We start from the raw sequence: 23,340 nt of genomic DNA, 5'->3' as shown, positions 1-23,340 counted from the left end.
CCGTGCACACAGCGAAACCAGTTCGCCGAATGCACGGTTGTTTAGCGGGGAGCCAGCCCCGGTATCACTTACGCAGACCGAGTTTTTCGATCAAAGCACGGTAAGCGTCTGGATTACGACCTTTCAGGTAATCCAGCAATTTGCGACGACGGCTAACCATGCGCAACAGACCACGACGGGAGTGGTGATCCTTGTTGTGAGCCTTGAAGTGGCCGGTCAATTCGTTGATGCGAGCGGTCAGCAAAGCCACTTGCACTTCTGGGGAGCCTGTATCGCCTTGTTTACGCTGAAACTCGGAAACGATATCGACTTTTTTGATATCTGCAACTGCCATTTTATTTAGCCTCTAAGACTTGCGTTAGGACCGAGGTGCCCTAACGTGTTGAAAATGAGATTGAGTGCACTGGGCCCACTGGGCCAAGTGCAAGCAAACGATTATAACGAAAAACCGGGCGAGGCGTTAAGCATTTCGGCCTGAAAGCCCGCCCAAGCCGGGTATTTTAGTTGTTTCCACGCCGAAGTCGCGCCAAGGCACGGGCACGACGCCAGCGCCAGGCCATGACGAACCAGCCCGACAAACCGTACAGGCAGAACAGCCCAAACAGGAAAACAGGTGGATCGGTAGATACAAACACAAAGACCAGCACGAAGAGCAGCATGGCCCAGAACGGCACGCTACGGCTGATCGCAAAGGACTTGCCGCTATAGAACGGTGCATTGGAGACCATGGCCAGGCCGGCATAAATGGTCAAACCGAAGGCAACCCAGGGAATCACGTTCACTTGCAAGGACAACTTGTTGTCCACCGCCAGCCAGACAAAGCCGGCCACCAGCGCAGCGGCTGCCGGACTGGGCAAGCCCTGGAAAAAGCGCTTGTCGACCACTTCAATATTGGTATTGAAACGAGCCAGGCGCAGTGCCCCACCCGCTACGTAGATAAAGGAGGCCAACCAGCCCCAACGCCCCAGCCCCTGCATGGCCCAGACGTACATGACCAGCGCAGGCGCCGCGCCAAAGGAAATCATGTCTGCCATGGAGTCATACTGCTCGCCAAAAGCAGACTGGGTATTGGTCAAACGAGCCACCCGCCCGTCCATACCGTCAAATACCAGTGCCAGGAAAATGGCGATGGCTGCCGCTTCAAAACGGCCATTCATGGCCTGCACAACGGCATAAAACCCCGCGAACAGATTGGCGGTCGTAAAGGCGTTGGGCAGAAGATAGATGCTACGCCGACGACGGGTTTCATCATTGAGCAAATTGGGCATAATTTATGCTTTAAGAGTTGTTGCTAAGGACTGAACACTCAAATGTAGCATTGTCCACAAGGCTACAGAGTGCGAATAATTCCAGCAAATATAAGCCAGAGCGAACAGAAACGGCCAAGGGGCCTGCGGCCAGGGAGTTCGCGGATAAATAGTGGATTTTATCGAACTCGCTTGCGCACCACCCCGACAGGGGCACGATGGTCAAATCAAGCACTGCATTTTATCGCGCCCTCACCAATACGGCTATAAGACGAGTAGAAGGCGCTTCCAAGCTTTTCTTTAGCCCAAGCAGAGGCGGCGCTGAAGGCCAAATTCTTGCAGCAATAAAAAACCGGCTGACGCCGCAAGACGTCAGCCGGTTCAGGTTCAAGACCAGGACAGCTTATGGAACCGTCCCGATATCAAACTTAGTTCTTGGACTTGTCGACCAGCTTGTTAGCGGCGATCCAAGGCATCATGGAGCGCAGCTTGCTACCCACTTGCTCGATCTGCGATTCAGCGTTGATACGACGACGCGAGATCAGAGTAGGAGCGCCAGCGGCGTTTTCCAGGATGAAGTTCTTGGCGTACACACCAGTCTGGATGTCTTCCAGGCACTGACGCATGGCTTTGCGGGTTTCATCGGTAACAATCTTCGGACCGGTCTCGTATTCGCCGTATTCGGCGTTGTTGGAGATCGAGTAGTTCATGTTAGCGATACCGCCTTCGTAGATCAGGTCCACGATCAGCTTCAGTTCGTGCAAGCACTCGAAGTAAGCCATTTCAGGAGCGTAACCAGCTTCAACCAGCGTGTCGAAACCAGCCTTGATCAGCTCAACGGCACCACCGCACAGAACAGCCTGTTCGCCGAACAAGTCGGTTTCGGTTTCTTCGCGGAAGTTGGTTTCGATGATACCGGCACGGCCACCGCCGTTAGCGGATGCGTAAGACAGGGCCACGTCGCGAGCAGCGCCGGTCTTGTCCTGGTAAACAGCGATCAGGTGAGGAACGCCGCCACCCTGGCTGTAGGTGCCACGCACAGTGTGACCAGGAGCCTTAGGAGCAATCATGATGACGTCGATATCGTCACGTGGCACAACTTGGCCGTAGTGAACGTTAAAGCCGTGGGCAAATGCCAGAGCGGCGCCGGGCTTGATGTTTTCAGCAACCTGGTTGCGGTAAACCTCAGCAATGTTTTCGTCAGGCAACAAGATCATGACGACATCAGCGCTCTTGACGGCTTCAGCCACTTCCTGAACTTTCAGGCCAGCGTTCTCGGCTTTGCTCCAGGAGGCGCCGCCTTTGCGCAGACCAACAACCACGTTCACGCCGGACTCGTGCAGGTTCAGGGCGTGGGCGTGGCCTTGCGAGCCGTAACCGATGATGGCAACAGTCTTGCCTTTGATCAGGGAAAGATCACAATCCTTGTCGTAGAAAACTTTCATTTCAGGTGCTCCAAATTTAATAATTTCGCTTAAACAGCAATTCGAGAATGGCCGCTCATGCAGCAGCGGCACAAAAAAGACCTTGACTCATTACTTCCAGAACAGGGCCACCGCGGTCTACACAGCGTCAGGCCGTGTTTACCCTTTATAAGGAGCCGCCTTGAAAAGCAGCTCCTTGAATAAAAGCGGTAATTATGTCCTGAAAAAGCCTTGGCTTACAGCTTTAAGACACGTTCGCCACGGCTGACACCAGAGACCCCGGTGCGCACTGTTTCAAGAATGGCCGTACGATCCAGCGCATTGATGAAAGCAGCAATTTTGTCTTGAACACCGGTCAGTTCGATGGTGTATGTCTTGTCCGTAACATCAATGATGCGACCACGGAAAATATCCGCCATGCGCTTCATCTCTTCACGTTCCTTGCCCACCGCCCGCACTTTGATCAGCATGAGTTCACGCTCGATGTGAGGGCCTTCGGACAGATCCACCACCTTGACCACGTCAACCAGACGGTTCAAGTGCTTGGTGATCTGCTCGATGACGTCGTCCGCCCCTCGGGTAACGATAGTCATGCGAGACAGGGTGTCGTCCTCGGTTGGAGCAACCGTCAAGGTCTCGATGTTATAGCCACGGGCCGAAAACAGGCCGACCACACGGGACAGTGCGCCGGGCTCGTTTTCCAGAAGGATAGAAATGACGTGTTTCATGATTCTCTCCTTACAGATCGTCCGGGCCCAAGAGCATTTCTGTCAGGCCGCGGCCTGCTTTCACCATCGGGAACACGTTTTCGGTTTGGTCCGTGATGAAGTTCAGAAATACCAGGCGGTCTTTGTGCGTGGTGAAGGCTTCGCGAATAGCGGGGACCACATCGGCTGGCTTGTCGATCTCCAGGCCCACGTGACCATAGCTTTCCACCAGTTTGACAAAGTCAGGCAGTGCATCCACGTAGGACTCGGAATAACGCGAGCCGTAGTCGATTTGCTGCCACTGGCGCACCATGCCCAAATAACGATTGTTCAGGCAAAGAACCTTGGGGCTCAAGCGGTACTGTTTACACGTAGACAGTTCCTGGATGTTCATCTGAATGGAGCCTTCGCCAGTGATGACGGCAACATCCTGGCCAGGGTTGGCCATTTGCACACCCATTGCGTAAGGCAAGCCCACGCCCATCGTGCCCAGGCCACCGGAATTGATCCAGCGACGAGGCTTATTGAATTTGTAGTACTGAGCCGCCCACATCTGGTGCTGACCCACGTCGGACGTCACGAAAGCGTTGCCGCCTGTCACTTCCCACAGGGATTCCACCACAAATTGCGGCTTGATCAGTTCGTCCGACTTGGCGTAGGCCAAGGAGTTCTTGCCACGCCAGACATTGATCTGTTTCCACCAGTCGTTCAAGGAAGGCTGGTTCTGCGATTCCTGACGGCTTTGCGCATACAGCTCATTGAACTCGACCAGCACGTCCTTGACGCAGCCCACGATGGGCACATCAACTTTCACGCGCTTGGAAATCACGGAAGGATCAATATCAATATGGATGATCTTGCGTGGGTTCTGGCTGAAATGACGGGTGTTACCGATCACACGATCGTCAAAGCGTGCGCCAACTGCGATCAGGACATCGCAGTTTTGCATGGTCATATTGGCTTCGTAGGTACCGTGCATGCCGGGCATGCCGATATATTGATCAGCGGTACCAGGATACGCACCCAGGCCCATCAAGGTGGTAGTACAAGGAGCACCACTTAACTTGACCAGCTCGTTGAGCTCGTTTTCTGCATTACCCAGCACCACGCCACCACCAACGTAAATCAGTGGGCGCTCGGCGCTATTGAGAATCTGGACGGCTTTCTTGATCTGCCCCTGGTGGCCTTTGGTCACAGGCGCGTAGGAGCGCATCTTGACCTCGCCACGCTTGGGCGTGTATTTGCACGTTGCAGTCGTAATATCTTTGGGGATATCAATCAGCACGGGACCGGGACGGCCTGTCGTGGCAATGAAAAATGCCTTGCGAATGGTATCGGCCAAATCACGAACATCGCGCACCAGGAAGTTGTGCTTGACGCAGGGACGGGTGATACCGATGGCATCACATTCCTGGAAAGCATCTTCGCCAATTGCCTGGGTGCTGACCTGCCCACTGATGATGACCATCGGAATGGAGTCCAGGTAAGCGGTCGCAATACCGGTAACGGCATTGGTGACGCCCGGGCCACTGGTTACCAGTGCCACGCCAACTTTCTGGGACGAACGGGAGTAGGCATCCGCAGCATGAACAGCGGCCTGTTCATGACGCACAAGAATGTGCTGAAAGCGGTCCTGCTTGAAGATTGCGTCGTAGATATAGAGAACAGCACCACCCGGGTAACCGAAAACGTGTTCCACGCCTTCGTCCGCGAGCGTGCGCACGACAATATCTGCGCCATTTAATTCAGACATGAGTTTTCCTTTCAGTCTTGCCCTGCAATATCGACTGACCACGACGGTCCGAGCTTGAACCGATGTCAGCAACATGATCTGGCGCTTCATGGCCCACAGGACCACACCACCCAGACACATTACCGTCCGGCCTGCACTCTTCGACACTCAGTGCGTGCATACAAAAACGTATGCGTTAGCTTGAAACGGAAGTCCTGGCATCCCACGCTTGTGACGCGGCCAGCAACAAAGTTTATAGGCGCAAAAAACCGGGCGGATGGCCCGGTTAACAGTGCCTCGCTACAATTTGCTCGGATAAGGAGCAAAAACACCTGGTTACTTTACCTTGACTGCTCAAAGCGAGCAACTGTGATTGTTGGTAAAGTGCAAAAAAACAGGCTTAAAGCTTGCATACGTAAAACGATATACTGTCTACCTATGAAGAGCTGTCCGGGTATTTTATGGCATCGCCCATCCCACAATTAAAACAATTCCTGTATAGCCACTATTTTTTCGGTGGACTGCGCCAGTCCATCGGCGTGCTGTTGCCGGTCATTATTTTGGGCCGCTTCTTCGGTCACTATGACATTGGCGTCATCGCGTCCATGGGGGCTACCTGTGTTGCCATCATTGACCAGCCCGGCGGCCCACGCCGCTACCGCAACAATGAAATGCTGGGCGGTATTGCCCTTGGCACCGTCACCGTCGGTCTGACAGGTCTGGCCTCCAGCTCTCCCCTGCTGCTGGTCCTGTGCGTGCCGTTTCTGTGCTTTCTGTACAGCATGTTCTCCGTCTTTGGCCGTCGTGGCGGGCTGATCGGCTTTGCCGCCCTGCTGCTGATGACCTTGACGATGCGCTTTCCCATGGAGCCTCACGAGGTACTGGCGCACACGCTATATTCCTTTGCCGGTGGCCTGTCCTACTACTTGTTCAGCACCCTGTTCCGACGCCTGTTCTGGTATCGGGAAGAGCGCCAGACACTGGCGGTGGCTTTGTTTGCCACAGCGGAGTACATGGAGGCGCGCTCACAGTTTTATGACTCCACCTCGGACCTGGACGCCTGCTATCGACGGCTGATCAATCTTCAATCCAATATGACCGAAAAGCACCAGGCCGCTCGCGACGTGGTGCTACGCGAACTGCCGCGCGGTTATGGGCGGGGAGATCATCACCGCAAGGCGTTGCTGACCATCTTTCTGAACATGGTCAGCATTCTGGACTCGCTGGTGGCCACCTACACCGACTACACCGTACTGCGCCGCCAGCTTTCCGACAGCGATTTCATGGTTTTTGCGCGTGACGGCTTGCACAAGCTGTCGCTGGATATTGGCCGCATCGCCATGAATGTTTCGCGCAGCGCTCGCACAACCCGTCGCTCCAGTGTCAAAGCGGAAATCCGCGCCATGGAATACGAGCTGGAGAAGTACAAACGTCAGGGCATGTCTCAATCCGACCCGGAAACGTACGCCCTGTTAGTCCAGGTGCTGCGCCGCATGCGCAACCTGAACCGGATCGTCGACAGCATGGCCAGCCTGTCACACCGAGCCAGCCAGAATCTTCCAGTCGATCAGTACCTGAACAAATCACTCAGCCGCATGCTGTCGCGCGAAGAGCTGCGTCTGGGCATGCTGACCAGTAATCTCAAGCTGAAGTCCTCGCACTTCCGCTATGCAGCACGCGTCAGCATCGCCTCCATCGTGGCCCTGGGAGTTGGTGCACTTAGCGCTCACTTCCAAAGCGAACTGGGTCTGGTCAGTGCCCTGACAGCTCACAGTTACTGGATCATCCTGACAATTCTGGTGATCATGAAACCGGGCTTTGCCATCACCCGCCAACGCAATGGCTGGCGTCTTTTTGGCACGGTACTGGGCTGCGGGGCGGCCTTCCTGCTCCTGAAGCTGACGGACAACCGCGAGCTGTATCTGATTGCCATGCTGCTGGCCTACCTCCTGGGCAACAGCCTGGTTCAGCTGAACTTCCTGCTATCGGCCCTGTTCAACACGATCTTTGTGATCCTGTCCTTCCAGTTCCTGTCCACAGGCGGCTCCTTCATTATTGGAGAGCGGTTGGTAGATACGCTGATTGGTTGCGGCATCGCCATGGCCGCCAGTTACCTGCTGCCCAACTGGGAGTCCAGCGCCATGACAGGCCTGGCTCGTGCCGCCTTGGCCGCCAACAAAGAGTTCTGGCGTGCCGGTCTGGAGTTCGCTCGTTTAAGTCGTCTGCACAACCAGAGCCTCAAGAGCGGTCAAGATGGCGAGTCCACGATGACAGAGGCCCAGAAAGAACAAGTGGATCTGGACTTGATGGAAGCCGATACCGCCTGGCAGGTGGCGAACAAGAACGTGCACATTGCCTTCAGCAACTTTGCCTCGGCCTTTTATCGCATGATGGATGAACCTGTCAGCCGACAAGCCAATGTGTCCCTGCTGAACAATCTGCTGATTCAGAACCATGTGCTGGCCTCGCAGATCAGCGCCGCGGCCCCGCTTCTGGCTAATTTGAGCCAGATTCCACCAGGCATACAGAACTCTCTGGATGCGATTGGCGCACTGATCAACGATCAGGATGCAGACCCGCCCGCCTCCATCGAAACGGAAGGCGAACTGGCGATGCTGGCCTATCCAATCCGTCAAATGAGCAAGGCAGCCCAGTTGATTCGCCAGGATATGAGAGGGCTGGAATACAGCGCTGGCCCGCAGTTGCCACCGGAGCGTAAGCAGGAGCTAAAACAGCAAGGGGCTTGATGACCATGTCCCGCTTACACAGGGAACTCGCTGTCAGGGCCAAATAAACAAAAGCACAAGGCACAAGAACATAGGGCGCCAAGCCCGCATCTGGTCGCAGCACCAAAAACAAAAAGGCAAGGCGCAATACATGGCCTTGCCTTTCCTTTTCCTATCTGCAAGACCGCAGATCAGCTAAAAAAGCTGCCCTACGGCGCAAGCAATACCGCTAAATGCTTATTTAGCCTTGGCATCCTGTTCTGAACGACGGAACACCAGCTTGTCCTTGCTGGACAGCTCGGGCTGAAACACATAGCCTTCGCGATCAAACGCCTTCAAGCCCTCCACCGTTTGAACCCGCTTGTCGATAACAAAGCGGGCCATCAAGCCACGGGCTTTCTTGGCGTAGAAACTGATGATCTTCCACACACCGTTTTTCTCGTCCTGGAATACACACTGCACCACACGGGCGCGCAGGGCTTTCTGATCCACCGCCTTGAAATACTCTTCGGAGGCCAGGTTCAAGACAACGGGCTTGGTTTCGCCTTCCTGACGCTCGTTCAGGTAATTGGCAATACGACTGCCCCAGTACGCATACAAATTCGCACCACCGGGGTTCTTCAAGCGAGTCCCCATTTCCAGACGGTAGGGACGCATCAAATCCAAAGGCCGCAACGCTCCATACAAGCCACTAAGAATCACAATGTGATCCTGGGCCCACTTCAATTCCTTGTCCGACAGATCCGTGGCAGCCATGCCTTCATACACATCGCCATTGAACGCCAGAATGGCCTGACGCGCATTGGAACGGTCAAACTTGGGCTCCCACTCCTGGTAACGCTGCACATTCAAACGCGCCAGATCGTCGCTCAGCTTCATCAAGCCAGCAATATCCTCTTCGGACTGAGTGCGCAAAATATCAATCAAGCCTTGCGCCTGCTCCACAAACAGCGGCTGAGTCTCCAGCTCCGTGCGTACAAGGGAATCGTAATCCAGCTTTTTCGCTGGCGAGAGCAATAACAACATGCGCCTATATCCTTTCAATCCAAACAGATAAAGGGCCAAGCTCTTTATCTGTTATCTACACAATACGCTCTGACAGCGATTAGCGTGCTGTCCAGCCACCATCCAGGCTTAGCGTCGTACCTGTCATTTGATCTGCAGCGGCAGAGGACAGGAACACAGCAGCACCACCCAATTGCTCGGGAGTCACGAATTGCAGGGAGGGCTGTTTTTCAGCCAGCAACTCGCGAGCGGCGGCTTCAATATCAATCCCTTTTTGCTGGCTGATAGCTTCAATCTGTTTTTCCACCAAGGGAGTACGTACCCAGCCTGGGCAGATTGCGTTGCACGTAATCCCCTTGCCGGCATTTTCCAGCGCGGTCACTTTGGTCAGACCCACCACACCATGCTTGGCAGCCACATAAGCGGACTTATTCACCGAGGCCACCAGACCGTGGGCCGAGGCGATATTGATGATGCGTCCCCAGCCCTGCTTTTGCATGATGGGCAAGGCCGCCGCGGTGCCGTGGAATACGGCCGACAGGTTCAAGGCAATGATGGCGTTCCATTTATCAACCGGGAACTCTTCAATAGGCGCGGTGTGCTGAATACCGGCATTATTGACCAGAATATCCAGACCACCCAGGGCCTCTGCCGCCTTGGCAATAAAGTCACGCGTGGCCTGTGCATCGCTCAGGTCTGCATTCAGATAATAGGCTTTGACACCAAACTTGGACTCCAGCGTGCTGCGCTCGCGCTCGATGTCTTCAGGCTGACCAAAACCATTGATCACCACATCTGCACCAGCTTTGGCCAACTCGGTGGCCATGGCCAGACCGATACCACTGGTCGATCCTGTTACGACCGCTTTTTTACCTTTCAGCATAGATACCTCGTGAGTATGGACAACAGAGAACTGAAACCCCAAGTGTACTCGTCGCCTCGCACTGCCGGGAGATGCAATGGGCTCGTTTTGTCCGGAATCATCAAGGCTTGCAAAACAAGGCCAAACACCATCGGAGCACGTATTAGCGCATTACCCCCTAAAACTTCGGCCTGCGCTGGGAAAAGGCGGCCATACAAAATGTTGCGGATGAGTTTTCCGAACATCGGCCGCTACTGACACTTTTACCTTAACGTTCTTATGTGACAAAACAGCAAATAAACCATGCTCAGAGAGCAGGACGATCAAAGCAACAGAAAACAAAAAAGCCCTTGAATAATCAAGGGCTTTCAAAATTCCAGGTGGCGGACAGGGTGGAATCCACAATAAGTTAATAATCAATAACTTGAAATACCAATACCCTAAAAAAGACCATAAATGTCTCAACATGCCTGCCATAGAGCGGGCTTTTTTGCGTCCACAATCTGAAACACCTGCCACGCCACCAAGTGCTAAATTACTGTTTTTTTATACAGCAAATCTATGTTCAGGCAAAAGAAACCAGGCATGAGCGCGGAACAGCTCAAAGACATATTAGCGCGACGCGGCAGAGACCCAGAAATCAACATGCTACTGCATGAGATTTCATACATGCGCTGCATCTTGCGCGAGACCGATGAGTTCCTTGTTCTGATTGAAGGCACGCCCTGGCACAACGAGCGCAAAGAACGAAAATATGGGGACCTTGCGATTACCGTGCGTCAGCACAAGGCAGTCAAGGAATGGCGCAAGAAGCAGCGCACTGTTGAGCAGCTACGGGCCGCTGACAACTGACCGGGCATACCCCTGCAGTGCCATCAGATCGCCCCGGTAGCGGTCAGCGACTCCTGCCAGCTCTGTATATCTTGCTGTGCACATTCCGACCGCGTTGCGCAGTCCGGCGGTAACATAACGCTTACAATGCACGCCTTATCCACAGACATGCAGGCTACTAAGATGCCACGTTGCTAGCAATCTAGTAATAACCGAGGAAACACATGCACAGATTTAAAAACGCTGTCTCCACAAGCGGAGGCGTTTTATCCCTATTAGAAGCCGCATACCGATGGGGGCCCATGCTGATCACAGTGATCGGGTCTTCATCGGTTAGTGCTTGGAGCGTAGCTCTTTCCGAACCGTTTACGAAATTTGCACCTTTCTCATGGATTGCAGCTGCAATTCTCGGGGCGATCTTAGGTGTCATATTAGTTTGGATATGGGCGGCCGCAAAACAAAAGCTTGGATATGCAGCACTATTAAAAAAAGCAGCCGAAGATAGTGATCGTATAAATATTCTTGAAAATAGTTTCAACCGGCAAATGATTAAACTGAGCGATTTTAGCTTGCCAATTCCAACCCCGCATAAACATAAAATATTTAACGAATGTTTCTTGATAGGCCCCGCAAATATAGTTTGCCTGGACACTCTGACTCTCACTAATGGCCAGTACATCAACTGTGACTATGTGGTACTGAACGACCACGCTCAAATTTTCAATGCTATTTCTTTTGAAAACCTAACTATCACTGGTGGAGTTGTAACGGGGGTCACCTTTCTTTTACCTAAAAATGCAGCGGCATCACTTCCTCCTCATGTTAATTGGATAACAAACGCGCCAAAATGATAGCTTGTTCATCTAGAGCTAAAATCCCAAAGCCAGTGCAACAACTAGATCGCCACATTAGCTGGCAATGTTGGTTATACCAACCATGCTGCTGAGGAAGCGAGAACAAGCATAAGCATTGCTGCGGCAGGGACGAATCTTCTCCCTCTAATCGTTTACTCAGGGATCTGCAGGATGAAAGGAAGAACCAAGATTACGGCACAGGCGGCTATCGCACGTAGTGGATCCTTCAATAGAAGACCGAACAGTGCTAAAGCCGTCACACAGCGCATACTGAAGTAGATAGCGTCACGGAGTTTCATTGGCTTTCCTTTGCACTACTCTAGCCCAATCCTGCAGCCCATTCACTCGGTCTGCCCAGACAGCAGAATCTGATGCCAGTGCTGAATATTCTGCGTAGCACGTTGCAAAACCTCCGATCCAGTCGGGGTCGGCTCCATCAGTTCGGGCGCTGGCGGTGGGATTCGCGGGATCACGGCCATGGGCGCTGAGCAGCCCGTCAAGGCGGCTGCGAGCAGCAGCCACGTCACGTTCTGCCGCCTCACGGGCCAGGATCGCAGCCCGAAGCCGGACATCGGCTTTCTCTTTCTCATATTGCATTCCTTGTTCAATACGTTTGACTTGCGCTTGAGCGTGTTGCTGGGCGTCGGCGTAGCCATTTCGGTACTGACCTTTGCCATACACAAAGGCCCCAAAGATAAGGGCTGCCAAAACAGCAGCTCCCACTATTGCAGACTTGATAGGCATATCTGTCGCTCCGCTTCGCGCCGCCGCTCCAAGCCGCGCAGCTTCTTACTGCCCGCATACACCCAGCGCGGCAACTGATTACAGGCTCCGGCTAGATCACCAGCCCGCAGCTTGCGCAGCAGCGTGGAGCTGCCATATGCGCCTGGCCCCACGTTGTAGACAAAGCTGGCCAGCGCAACGCGCACACCATCCGGCAAAGACTGTGGCACAGAGCGGTCTACCACCGAAAGAGCCTTACGCACCTCCTGCTCAGTCAACGCATCGCACCGCTCCGGCGTAGCCACATCGCCCAGCTTGACGCCGTGTGTGTAGCCTTCGCAAATGGTCGGGATACCCACTGGGTCCACATAAGCCACCAGCGAGCGCCCTTCCCAGGCGGCTACCAGCGCTACTGCAGACGCAACCACGCCAGCGGCTATCTTTCCTTTATCCATGACGCCCCCGACGGAAACGGTTAACAAGCCAATCACATACACGGCGGAAGATTGGATTTTTTTGATACAGCTCGGGCAGCTTTATGGCGATCAGGATCACAACATAGGCCACCCACAGAATCGGCAATATTGCGCTGAAGGCGGCGAGCCACCATGCAAAAAGCCCACCGCCAGTGCTGATCGCGAAATTCAGGCCATCGTTATTCATTCGTAAATTCCTTTGGGGCATAAGGGCCTCCGAGATCTATTTCTGCGAATCATCTTTTTTCAACGTGGAGATCAACGCCAGGCGTCTCCGAAGGTCGTTCTCACTGGGTGTTGCCCATTCATTTTTGATTCTGCCTATCAATTCCAGATATTCTTCTTTGGATGCCTCATCCCGCAAAGTCTTAAATCCCATAGGATCTGCCTGCGCGACATAAAGGAAGCTTCTAACCTCTTCGTAGGCCTGAACCACATCCTCATAAGATGGAGCCTGAGAAAACTCCTCGTCTGCTAAATCAAAGTTGCCCCTGCACAACATGTAGCCGCGCTCTTTTATGTAGTCGAGCAGCGTAACGCTCAATGACTGCGCAATTTCCTTTGTTTCAATGATCGTGTACATGATGGCTATGCCTCGATATAGGTGAACAGGTTGTAGAACGTGGCCAATGCATTTGTGGACGGCGTCCAGTTCAAACGAAACAGTCTGAGCAATTCATCTGGGGAGCGGATCGTAGAATGATTCAGGGAATTTGTGCCTCTCGCCTCAAGACTTATGCTCGACCCCACAACCTCCACCCGGTAGCGACACGTCCCTGCGGCCGCTGTTGTTGGGTATAAATCAAATGTCACTTTTGCGACTTTCGAGCCGTCTACTGGTGCGATATTGATTAATGCCAGCCTTGCCGATTCAGTTGTTCCAGCCCCAGAAAAAGACAGTTCGCCGCCTGCCCCGCTTGAAAAAGTCACCATAAACTCAAGTCTCAAGCGCCAGTTGTTCGCATACAAGGTGCCGCCTGGGAGTCGGTAGGGAACCCAGGTTCCATTCCGGCTAGCCAGGGGGATCATCTGCCCTGCGGAGTTATCGATATTGATAAGTGCACCGTCTGACATGTGGTGTCGGGCAAGCATAGGGCCTGTATGCATATCCAAGTGTTCGGCTCGGAAGTGCTCATACATAGGCGCATCGGCTGTAGGCGTTTGCTCGTACGTGTCTGGCTGAACCCCGTTGGCTGGAGTATGCAAGCTCCAGGCGCTGTAGATTGCCGCACGCTTCCATGAGACATGTCGGTTCGCTTGATTGCGGAACCGCGAGTAGCGGGAAGCGTAAATGTTGTAGTTATTACCTATGAAGGTGTTCTTCTGCATATAGCAGATACCATGACGCCCAACATCGACACCATGATTGCAGTTTTCGATCGTCACGCCTTCATCGCGCTCGGTAGACAAGCTGCCAATATTTCCAGTGGCCGTGTATGTGACAGCAATGCCCAGCGTAAGACAGTTTGAGACTTTCCCGCCCAGCACGCGCAGGTAACCGTACCTTGTGGAGATACCAAAAGGGCAATCATCAATCCATAGGTTTTCTGTCAATACGCGGCAGTCATTCCACAAGATGATGCCACCCGAGTTTGCGGTGCCGTTATCGAACTTGCGAACCAGTAAGTCACGGAATAACAAGTTCAGCAGTGAGCTAGAGTTTTCAGCTCGGAATGCATAGGCCTCTGCGGAGTTGGTGCCATCAATAATGCTTGTCGGCTTCGTGTTCCAGGGAACCTGAGCACCGATAAACTCGAGCCGATTTTTGAAAACAGGCCAATTAATCGGACGAATCCCTGTTGTTTGAATAACTCCAGGTGCGAACTGGAACCGCCAAGTTCCCGCGGATTCTTTCCCTGCAAATGACAGCACTGTTGCCGGAATGTCGACATACCGGCGAGGGAAGTCGTCAGACAGGCCATCATTGTTTTCATCGCCCTGCGCTGACTCATCAGCAATAAACACTGTGTTTACGTCTGCGTCTAAACGAGGCGTGATATGCCAGCGGTTCAACCCACGACGGATAACACCGCAGCCGGTATGCCGCACACGATGAAAGCCGGGGATATTGCCCGTACTAATGTAATCACCATCTGCAGCCGGCCAATTAAGATCGGCCCCAAGCTGTTCCGCTGCCGCCACGGCAGCGACAATCCCCTCTTGGTTGCTAGTTTCCCCGTCAACGGGTGTCGCTATGTAGTCACGGACGCTCACGACATCACGCATCTTGTCTTGGAAGGGGCGATAGATGGCACCAAGACCTTTTTGTAAAAACCATCCAAATCCACCACTGACACCCGCAATCGCACGGTCTACGTACTCAACAACAAACGAGAACATTGATCGTCGGTTTACAGCATCGGTGTCTGTTTGTGGATCGCCTAAATCAGTAATCCGATTGTTGCGAGCACGGTATGCGCCGCGACCGTCTCGATCGTGCTTGCCCAGCGTTAAAGCACGTTGTATTGATCCAGGGGTTAAACCGAAGTAGCCCCCGAGCATCTGACAGATCATCGTCAGTTTGTCTAGGGCCTGCTCGTGCGCACGCTCTGGGAAAGGGTCATTCCGTTGATAAGCGGTCTCCTGCGTGATCGGAACAACTCGCTCAATCGCAATTGATCCACCAGCGGGATAGGCCGTATAGGTTGTGACGGTACCGCCCGACGGGTTGCCTACGCCAACTGCGTCGAAGTCCCGACCAAGCACTAGCTCAACCGCATCGCCATCACCTTGGGCGAAAGACACGCGCAAATGTTGTGCGCTCAGAAATCGAAACGGCACAGGAAAGGACGTAGCCACACCATCGGTGGCGTACTGAACACGGGACTGTTCTGAGGAAACTGTCATGGCAGGCACAATCTGGGGGGATAATGCCTGTCATGGTCTGATTGTGGGCGCGGACTTTTGTCCGAATCGTATAGGGTTAGTTACTGCCCTACAGCCCTACTCAGATCCGGCGCACGCAACCTGCGGCCATCGGGCGATGCAAAGTACTCCTGCTTAAACTCCTTTCGGGCGCGACGCTCCATGCGCCGCAGATAGCCAGGCGAGGCCATCTCCTGTAACTGGTTGAAGATCATCCGATCAGTTGCAGCCTTTGTGTACCAGAGGTTGGCGAAGGGGGCTTTGCCTTTCAGCATACGCACCGCCCGTGCGCCGGTATCAGTGTCCTTGCCTTCTGCTGTGCGCTGGATGTTACCCATCGTCAACTTAAGGAAGTCATCAGCATCACTAAGGATCGGGCCACCAAGCGTTCCCGCCAGCGAGGACCCGTACTGTGTCTGATCAGAGAAAAGGAAGTCAGCGTACAGGCCGAGAGCACCGCCTTTTAGGAATGCCTTTCCTGCGAACCGTGGATCTGTCATATCGAGGGGATCACGCCCTGACGCAACCTCATTAACCTGCACAGCCAGGCCACCAAAGACCGACGTAAGCGCGACAAGCCCAGCAACATACGAGGCCTTGCCGACCCCGGTCGCCTGTCCCATAGCACGCTGGCCATGCCGCATCATGATGGCAATCGGGAAGCTCTTGAACTGCATAGCAGAGCGGTACAGCTCTGTAGGCAAGCTACCGCGCTCTTTACCAAATCGGCCATAGATGGCGACACGCTCACGCGCTGTGGGAGTTTCGATCACAGCCATGCTCGTCTCGCCATTAACAAATGCCATCATGCGGGTGGCAGCTTGATCGCGTAGCGCTTGAGTCGTGACACCCAACTGACTGGCCAGCGGGTCCAATGTCGTATCCGGCACCCGGTAAATGCTTTGTGCTGTCAGTACCGTATCCCCCATGCCGCGCCAGTCCTCTGGCTGGGCGAGTTTCCAAATAGCGAAATCGGTATCAGTGATCCCGTATTCTTTGGCACGCTCAGCCAACTCACGGAACTTACCCGTCTTTGCATCACCGATTTGGCTAAAGGTGCGAGACATTTCGCCCAGGCTGTCCATCATCACAGAAGAGTAGGCCTGCTGCCCAGCACGTGATAAAGCGTTCAGCCCAGAGAATTTCATAAGTCCGGCAGCTGCTCCTTGGGCATACCGAGCCATTCGTCCAGAAACAAACGCATCCTGTTGAAGGCCATCAACGCCCCAGCGGTTAATTGAGCCAATGAACTGGTCAATTCCAAGACCTGCGCGCAGCGCTGTGCGTTGATCCGTTTTATTGGCAGGATTGAGACTGCGCAGCTCATTCATGAAAAGGCGGGTTACCGGAATACCGTTATAGATAGCCGTCATCGTCTGGGTACCAATATCCGATATGGCCGTCAAAGCGGCAGAGCCAAGACGGCTTGCCACATTCAGTGCACGGTAAGTATCGAAGGCTGACGCCAACGAATCAGAGACCGCCAGACTTCTTGCTCCCGAGATCTCGTTGTACAAGGTTTCCAGCCGGGTCGCCTCGTTCTCAATCTTGTTAGCTGATACTGGATCTTGATCAGCCATAGACTTGCGAGCATTGTCTATCCAGTACCGCATCATATTGTTTGGGTTTGGCCCAAGTGCTTCGACCAAGGCAATGTCCCGCGCCATCATGTCGATGTGGTTCAGCATGGACTGAAGCATGGGAGTTTCACTGTATTGTCGCTGATACTCGATATAAGACTCAGCGTCCTTGAAGTGAATCTGTCGCTCAGTGCTGCCACGGTTTCCGCGCATACCGTTGCCGGTGGGCTTGCCTGGCTCAATCTTGCTCGCACCGTTGGTAGCAATGGTGTTCCAGGCCTCTTTCAGAAACTCTGTAAGCTGGGTGTCGTCCATCAAGGTTCCGTTCGGATTTGTGTAGCGCTCCCGATCAACCTTCCCAACAACGTCCGCAATCCAGCGATCTTGCCCAGCCTTTGCCACCAAGTGCTGGCTATGTGACTGCGGCATACCCCAATCCTCCAGCCGACCAATGTTCCCTCCTGCCCGGTTGAATCGTTGACGCAGGCGCTCGGCTGTCTCGGCATACTGTTTTGCCCCAGCCTTGGCCAATGGGTTGCCAGAGTCGCCCCCTCGCAGCTCAGTCACCAGATCCAGTACGCCCTGCTTATTGGTGAACACCCCAAGCAGGTCGCCCTTGGTTGTCTCCAACGCATCCAGCACAGACCCGAGCGCATCGTCACGGATAGCCTTTGCTGCACTCTCGACAGAAATATTCCCGCTCTTCCCGTCGCTATAAAACGCCAGCATCCGTTTGAGGGAGTCCATTTCATTGTGAGTGGAGTTCTGCAAATAGCTCTTGACGGCATCGTGCCGCAAGGCGGTTAGTGCCACCCGGCGTCGTTTCAGTGCCGCATCGGCCGCAACATCGCGGGCGGCCATGTCAGCAGCGGCCATAAAGCGGTCGCCTTCTGTCATGCCCAACCAGTTAGCCCTGTCCTGGCTGGCCAGCTTGCGCATTGCCTGCATGATACGGGCTTCAATATTCGTCGCTTCGGCCTGGGTAATCTGGCGACCCAGGGCACGGGAAACTGCATCAATACATTCAGCGCGCATTGTTATTCACCTTTGGTCATGGCGCACACCACGGCAGCATTGAATGCTTCGGGTGTGCTGTATTTGAGTTCGGCATCCGCTTCGGCCAGGGCTTGGCGCAGAGACACATTTACGACTTCACCGTTTTCCAGTTCCATCGGGACAACGATGTCGCCTTGCTCGTCCAGCAGAGCAAGCCCGGCCTGAGTCTCGGCGTCATCGGCTGTATTGATGATGCGGCTGTCGCCCTGTGTCTGCTGGCGTACAGGTGGTGCACCATCTGTCGCGCCGGTAGCATCGACCGCTTGGGAAGGCTCTTGTGGAAGTGTGGGAGCACGGGTCTGGCCGAGCTGGGCCTGTCCTGCACCCGGTTGACCAGAAGTAGGAGGCCGGGGAGCGCCTGGGGCCTGACCTGCTGGAGGTGGCGCAACGCCGGACTCAGCAGAAGCCATTTCAGACAAAGCGCTCCGTACAGCGCCAGGTAACTGCTGCTCAACCAATGGCGGCGTTTCAATCATGGCCCGGTTGTCGCGCAATACGGCGGCCTGCTCATCAATGCGGGCTAACTGCTGTGCTGCTTGGTTTGCTTGGGCATTCTCTCGTAGTACGCCTTCCAGCCGATTTATGCGTGATTCCAGCTCCATTGCCTCAGATGCCCGTTGGCGACGGGCCATGCTCAAAGCTTCCTTGTAGCTGGTGCGTGGAGTGCTAGCTTGAATCTCCTTTGCAAGAGGCCGCACGTCGGTTTCATCCAAAGTGCTGCGCTGTGCATGCAGGTCCAGCAGCTCTGAGCGGATCTGCACTACCTGTCCAAGCTCTGCTTCGTTTCCGGCAGTAGCCAGGACTTGTGCGCGCTCAGTGTCCAGAGTCGCCAACTCGACATCGATCGCGCGGGCTGCTCTGGCCTGTTCTGGCCGGATAACAGGCATCGGCTCAACGATGGCGCCAGACTCGGCGGCTTGCCGAGGCATGCCCGAATCTTGACCGCGACCAGATCCCTCCCGACCCAGCCACTGGCGAACCCGTCGCAGATAGTCCTGTGTCTCTTTTGCCTTTGGTTGCCGTCCTGCCAAGACTTCTCTGGCTTGCCGTGGCCCGCCGTTGTAGTCGGCAATCACCGCGTCAACGTGGCCACCGTACTGGCGCATGGTGTCACGCAGGTAACGCCCGGCGGCGTCGATCATCTGAACAGGATCTGAGGCGTCAGCAACCCCATACTTGCGCAGGTTCTCCGGCATAAACTGCATTACGCCACGGGCACCGCGCGGGCTTACCTGATTGCTGTTGCTGCGCTCCCCTACGTTTTTCAGCGCATTAATCAGGCCGGGCGGTAGGTTGTATTGCTGTTCGACCTGGGCTGCGTACTCATTGAGCTCAGGGGCATCAAACCGCAAACGTGTACGGCTGACCACAGGCATAGCCGTGAGGCGGTCGCTGGGTGAGTATCGGGTGGCTGGCGGCAGATCCATCAGATACTCAGTGCGTGCCGCATCCGAGATCTCAGGGGATCGTGGGCGGGTGACAAAGGAGCCATCCTCAATGCCAGTCTGCCCCACATCGACACGCTGGCCGCTCAATAGCTGCTGTGTGGCGGTTCCCATTGAGCGACTGTGTGCCGCAGCCGATGCTGGGTCAGACGGTACGCCTGGGGCGGTGTCGATGGCCGCGTGCTTGGCATCACGAGCAGTCAGGGCTGCATCAATGGCGGCCTGCTCTCCGGCGTTGGGCAGCCCAGCCCGTGCGCCGACCGCACCAAATGCAGCACCCAGAATCGCCTCGGCAGCCACTGATGCTGTATCCAGTGGGGAGTACTGTTGGGCCATGGCCGTATAACCGCCCGCTTGCAGGAGCTCATGCGTAGCGCCACGCTGCGCAGCCCCCATTGCGACGTTGGCAGCCGCGCCATAGGCTACGTTCGCGCCGTAATATGCGCCGCGACTTAACCCCACCCCAGCCTGGCTCAAGGGTGTGGCTAGTGCCCGAAAGCCAATTGAGGCTGGCATAGCAACACCAGCGCCAACAGTAAGGGCGTCAATGAACCCGATGTTCGCGGCGGTACCAGGGTCGACGCCTTTGCCTGTCATGTCTTGGAAGGTAGCTCGACCAGTGGCAGTCCCGGTTGTCGCCGCCCCCGTCAGCATTGCGGTGGTAGCTGTACCACCCGTGGCCAAGCTGGCAGCAGTGCCCACACCCACCTGGGTTAAGACGCGGGACACATCAAACATGATCTGACCGACCATGCCCGTGGTCATTGGATCTGGCTTGTACTGCTGTGCCCATACATCAGCTTGGCCGCGCAAACTTGTGAATGGGTTCCAAGGCTCAATGCCCGTGGCGCTTCCAAGAGCGTTCAGCACCGGCTGATACGCACGTTCAGCCACCCCAGCCACAAGCCCCTCCACCTGCGCAACGCCGGTCACAACCCCTTGTGGAATTGCCGAAGCCGCGCCAGAGAACACCCCAGGCTCAGACCTGCCCAGAATCTCAGATGGAGTTTTGGCCGCGTCACGAAGGGCTTGCAGTCGCTTCTGATCAGCTCGCATCATTCTGTCGCCCCCGTAATGTTGCTCGGTTGGCGTGGGATCAGATCCGAGGCGGATACACCAAACGAATCACGCCCAGAGTCTGCGTCCGGAGACATCTCGATGATGATCAAGTCGTTAGTAGCAGGATCCAGCAACGGCACCCCCCCTAAGGTAGCCACATACGCCCCTGGTCCAAAAGCAATCAGCCCAACGTTATCCACAGATTGGATAACGTCAGCACCTAGCTGGCGCTCTTGGAGTTGGCGGCTAATTGCAGAATTGGCCCTAGCGGTGAAAGAGTCGGGATCCATTCCCCAAGGAGCAAGAACATTGCCTTGGCCATTGAAATCAACAGGTTCACCGAGCACAGCTGAAATCGCTTGGTCAAGACGATCTGTATCCATATCGGCAGACAGACTACCGTCCTGGGCGGCCTTGCCGACGTAATACGCTTTAATGGCATACGCATCCCGCATCATTTCATCCGCCGCACTACTTCCATCGGCCGAGCCGCGATAGAGATTCTGGGCCTTGCTCGCAAGAGCCTCCATAAATTCATTGTCTTTCGGGACTGGATAGCTGATTGTTCCAGCCTTACCACCAGCGAGCAGGATCTCGTCTCCATGGATTGCGGTAGCAGCAGCATCACCGGCAGACTGCACCACATCTTCACTGAACCAATAGTTTGTCAGCTTGGATTGCTCAAAACTGCTGGCCAGCCGCCCCATGCGAGCCATGAACGGGTTTATCCCATCCACTTGCTCCACGATTCCTTGAAAGGTATCAGGCTCACCGGCAGCCCAATACAGCGCCCCAAGTACTTCACGCTTCTGCCGGGCACTCCCTTCCTTGAAAGCATTAGTCAGGGCTTGGGCTTCCGCATCCAACAATGGGCGCATGCTTACAACGCCAGGAGGGTTTTGCGACTGCATGCCACGGATGACATCCGAGCGGTCACGAAGCTGCTGGCCCACCACGGCAATGCCGTCCTGGTTGGCCAACATAGTTAAGTCGAGCGGTGCCACAGGCTGTGCAGCTCTTTGCTCCACCCAAGCCAGCGGGTTTTCCTGAAGCAGTTTGCTGTTCGATTCGATTGCACGCTCTACTCGGTCAAGGTTGGCAATAGCCGTAGGGTTTGCGCCAGCAGTTTGTTGCTGCATCCGGCGCTGCAATACGTATGCCTGTTGCTCTGCAATGGGCATGCGCAGAACGTCCTGCACTTCCTGCTGACCTTTGAGCATGTCCCGGAGAGATTGCTCGTAGTCGGTACCAGCAACCATGTTCGCCCAGCGCAGCATGTCATCAGCAGTAGCAGGTACACCAGTCGAGATCTGGCGGTCAATTTCACCAATAGCACGCTGGCCCCGAGCATCCGCCTTGTCTTGCTCAATCCGGGCCTTATTGTCGATGCGGTCGGCCTGGGTCTGAGCGCGGGTGCGAAGCTGCTGGATACGGTCAGAGTCCAAGCGGTTGATCCAGCGGAACCCATCAACGGCCTCGCCACGGGAAGCGGCTTCCATTGCTGCTACGGCTCCGTGCGGGTCCCGGTCGATCATCGCTGCGCCAGCGGCATAGGCCATGGTGGCTTCGGCATCCCCGATCAACTTTGTTTTGACTGATGCGGGCAGGGTCGACTCATTCAGGGCAGCCAGTCGTAATGCCCGGCGTTCGTCATATAGAGATGGCTCCAGCGCGATGGAGCGTGCGTCGGAGTCCAGGCCTGTGCCGTACTGAGACACGATGTGCTCACTGCGCTTTGTTGCCTCAAAGTTGATGGCGTTGCCGCCAAACTGAGTGCGTTGACGGGTAAGGCTTTCGCGGTAAGCGGCACGCGCAAACTCGGGGGCGTTCTCTACAGCCTGGGCAGCGTAGTCATCAAATTCTTTGATAAAGCGCGGCGTGAAGTCGGGAGCACCAGCCTCTGCGGTTTCTTGCAGCTCGATCATGCGCTGCATCCATTTGATCTGGTCGTCACTGCTGGCCTTGGAAACCCAAGCGATTGCGTCTTCTTTCTGCTGTCGTTTAACCGCATCACCGATCTGACCAACTGCTTGGCCCAGCCCAGCAACAACTCGACCTGTTGGATCTTCAACAGCCATCATCGGCGCACGGGCGGCAGGCATGCCCAGCGGCGTAGACTGACGCTGCTGACCAAGAGGTATTGGAATACGAGTTGCCATTGTCTTACCCCCAGTATTGATTCACGTTGCCGACGCGTAGCCCGACACCGCCGCCGGGCGAAAGACCGCCCCCGCGCGTAGCTGCACTTGCTGCGCCAGCCTTGGTAGCCAGACCATACCCGGCTGCACCAGAAAGTACGCTCGTTGCCGCACTGAGGTATCCGGCTCGGCGGGCGCTCTTGCCTGACTGGCGTAAAGTTTTGGCAGCATACCGATCCATCACTGCCTGTTGTTCAAAGCCTTGCCCCTGCAGCAGAGCTTGGTATCTGGTCTGGAGGGCGTCCATTTCCAAGTCGCGAGCAGACTGCCCTTGGATGGCCAGCGCGGTACCGCTGCCCGACTCAAAGCCAGATTCGGCGACCGATGCGCGGACATCGGCTTGTTGTTGGGAGGCGCTACGGCGCTGGGCCAATTCATTCTGTAAACCGGCATCGTAGGCTTGGCGCGCCTGAATATCAGACATCTTGGCATTGCGCTCAGCAGCGTTCGCTTGTTGTCCGTAGGCTGCAGCCTGCTGGTTGCCCTGCATGATGGCCCCACCAGCCTGCAGCGCTGTAGAGCCAATGATGGCGGCGGTAAATGGATCCAT

General features: G+C 55.1%; 19 protein-coding genes. 3 read left to right on the top strand and 16 right to left on the bottom strand.

Translation table 11 applies throughout. The annotated features are described in order from the left end of the window. Positions 1-64: 64 nt before the first annotated feature. The 5 genes from rpsO to ilvB form a co-directional block, all read right to left on the bottom strand. A complete protein-coding gene (gene rpsO, locus Q9R35_RS00990; protein WP_003801068.1) occupies positions 65-334 on the bottom strand; it encodes a 30S ribosomal protein S15 in 270 nt (89 codons plus the stop codon). 166 nt (positions 335-500) lie between these two features. Beyond that, complete coding sequence (gene pssA / locus Q9R35_RS00985) at positions 501-1,268, bottom strand: CDP-diacylglycerol--serine O-phosphatidyltransferase (RefSeq protein ID WP_026483198.1); 768 nt, start codon at positions 1,266-1,268, stop codon at positions 501-503. 407 nt (positions 1,269-1,675) lie between these two features. After that, complete coding sequence (gene ilvC / locus Q9R35_RS00980) at positions 1,676-2,692, bottom strand: ketol-acid reductoisomerase (protein ID WP_009456705.1); 1,017 nt, start codon at positions 2,690-2,692, stop codon at positions 1,676-1,678. Positions 2,693-2,907: 215 nt separating this feature from the next. Next, positions 2,908-3,399, bottom strand: a complete 492-nt coding sequence (ilvN, locus tag Q9R35_RS00975; RefSeq protein ID WP_003801075.1) for an acetolactate synthase small subunit — start codon at positions 3,397-3,399, stop codon at positions 2,908-2,910. 10 nt (positions 3,400-3,409) lie between these two features. Next, positions 3,410-5,131, bottom strand: coding sequence for a biosynthetic-type acetolactate synthase large subunit (ilvB, locus tag Q9R35_RS00970; protein WP_042488265.1), 1,722 nt, complete (start codon positions 5,129-5,131; stop codon positions 3,410-3,412). A 440-nt stretch (positions 5,132-5,571) separates the two neighbouring features. On the opposite strand from ilvB, the gene Q9R35_RS00965 reads away from it, so the two are divergent. Next, a complete protein-coding gene (locus Q9R35_RS00965; RefSeq protein WP_045930256.1) occupies positions 5,572-7,857 on the top strand; it encodes an FUSC family membrane protein in 2,286 nt (761 codons plus the stop codon). A gap of 216 nt (positions 7,858-8,073) precedes the next feature. On the opposite strand, the gene yaaA is transcribed toward Q9R35_RS00965, so the two are convergent. Beyond that, positions 8,074-8,862: a peroxide stress protein YaaA gene (gene yaaA, locus Q9R35_RS00960; protein WP_311219233.1), complete on the bottom strand. Its 789-nt coding sequence runs from the start codon at positions 8,860-8,862 to the stop codon at positions 8,074-8,076. 79 nt (positions 8,863-8,941) lie between these two features. Further along, the gene (locus tag Q9R35_RS00955) at positions 8,942-9,724 is read right to left on the bottom strand and encodes a 3-hydroxybutyrate dehydrogenase (protein WP_042488285.1); all 783 of its coding nucleotides are present in this window, start codon (positions 9,722-9,724) and stop codon (positions 8,942-8,944) included. Positions 9,725-10,288: 564 nt separating this feature from the next. Between Q9R35_RS00955 and Q9R35_RS00950 the strand changes: the two genes are divergently transcribed. Together Q9R35_RS00950 and Q9R35_RS00945 are read left to right on the top strand one after the other, a co-directional pair. Continuing rightward, positions 10,289-10,555 (top strand): hypothetical protein, encoded by a 267-nt coding sequence (locus Q9R35_RS00950; RefSeq protein ID WP_311219232.1) that lies wholly within the window; start codon positions 10,289-10,291, stop codon positions 10,553-10,555. A 203-nt stretch (positions 10,556-10,758) separates the two neighbouring features. Continuing rightward, positions 10,759-11,385 (top strand): hypothetical protein, encoded by a 627-nt coding sequence (locus Q9R35_RS00945; protein ID WP_311219231.1) that lies wholly within the window; start codon positions 10,759-10,761, stop codon positions 11,383-11,385. Between the two features lie 288 nt (positions 11,386-11,673). On the opposite strand, the gene Q9R35_RS00940 is transcribed toward Q9R35_RS00945, so the two are convergent. The 9 genes from Q9R35_RS00940 to Q9R35_RS00900 all read right to left on the bottom strand — a co-directional run bounded on the left by Q9R35_RS00940 (position 11,674) and on the right by Q9R35_RS00900 (position 23,340). Beyond that, positions 11,674-12,096 carry a hypothetical protein gene (locus Q9R35_RS00940; protein ID WP_311219230.1) on the bottom strand — a complete coding sequence of 141 codons (423 nt, stop codon included), beginning with the start codon at positions 12,094-12,096 and terminating at the stop codon, positions 11,674-11,676. A gap of 14 nt (positions 12,097-12,110) precedes the next feature. Then, positions 12,111-12,566: a lysozyme gene (locus tag Q9R35_RS00935; protein ID WP_311219229.1), complete on the bottom strand. Its 456-nt coding sequence runs from the start codon at positions 12,564-12,566 to the stop codon at positions 12,111-12,113. Next, positions 12,559-12,774: a hypothetical protein gene (locus Q9R35_RS00930; protein WP_311219228.1), complete on the bottom strand. Its 216-nt coding sequence runs from the start codon at positions 12,772-12,774 to the stop codon at positions 12,559-12,561. The genes Q9R35_RS00935 and Q9R35_RS00930 overlap by 8 nt, the downstream gene beginning before the upstream one ends. Positions 12,775-12,810: 36 nt before the next feature. Further along, positions 12,811-13,170, bottom strand: coding sequence for a hypothetical protein (locus tag Q9R35_RS00925; protein ID WP_311219227.1), 360 nt, complete (start codon positions 13,168-13,170; stop codon positions 12,811-12,813). A 5-nt stretch (positions 13,171-13,175) separates the two neighbouring features. Beyond that, entirely contained in the window at positions 13,176-15,434 is a 2,259-nt protein-coding gene (locus Q9R35_RS00920) for a hypothetical protein (RefSeq protein WP_311219226.1), read from the bottom strand. A gap of 80 nt (positions 15,435-15,514) precedes the next feature. Beyond that, positions 15,515-18,067 carry a hypothetical protein gene (locus Q9R35_RS00915; protein ID WP_311219225.1) on the bottom strand — a complete coding sequence of 851 codons (2,553 nt, stop codon included), beginning with the start codon at positions 18,065-18,067 and terminating at the stop codon, positions 15,515-15,517. Between the two features lie 2 nt (positions 18,068-18,069). Further along, a complete protein-coding gene (locus Q9R35_RS00910) occupies positions 18,070-20,592 on the bottom strand; it encodes a lytic transglycosylase domain-containing protein (RefSeq protein ID WP_311219224.1) in 2,523 nt (840 codons plus the stop codon). After that, a complete protein-coding gene (locus Q9R35_RS00905) occupies positions 20,589-22,751 on the bottom strand; it encodes a hypothetical protein (protein ID WP_311219223.1) in 2,163 nt (720 codons plus the stop codon). Before Q9R35_RS00905 ends, Q9R35_RS00910 begins: the two co-directional genes overlap by 4 nt. A 4-nt stretch (positions 22,752-22,755) precedes the next feature. After that, on the bottom strand, positions 22,756-23,340 hold the full coding sequence (locus Q9R35_RS00900; protein WP_311219222.1) for a hypothetical protein: 585 nt from the start codon (positions 23,338-23,340) through the stop codon (positions 22,756-22,758).

This window comes from Alcaligenes sp. AB3 (assembly GCF_031844565.1).
Lineage (GTDB): Bacteria > Pseudomonadota > Gammaproteobacteria > Burkholderiales > Burkholderiaceae_B > Alcaligenes > Alcaligenes faecalis.
This window is presented reverse-complemented; position numbering and strand designations above follow the sequence as displayed.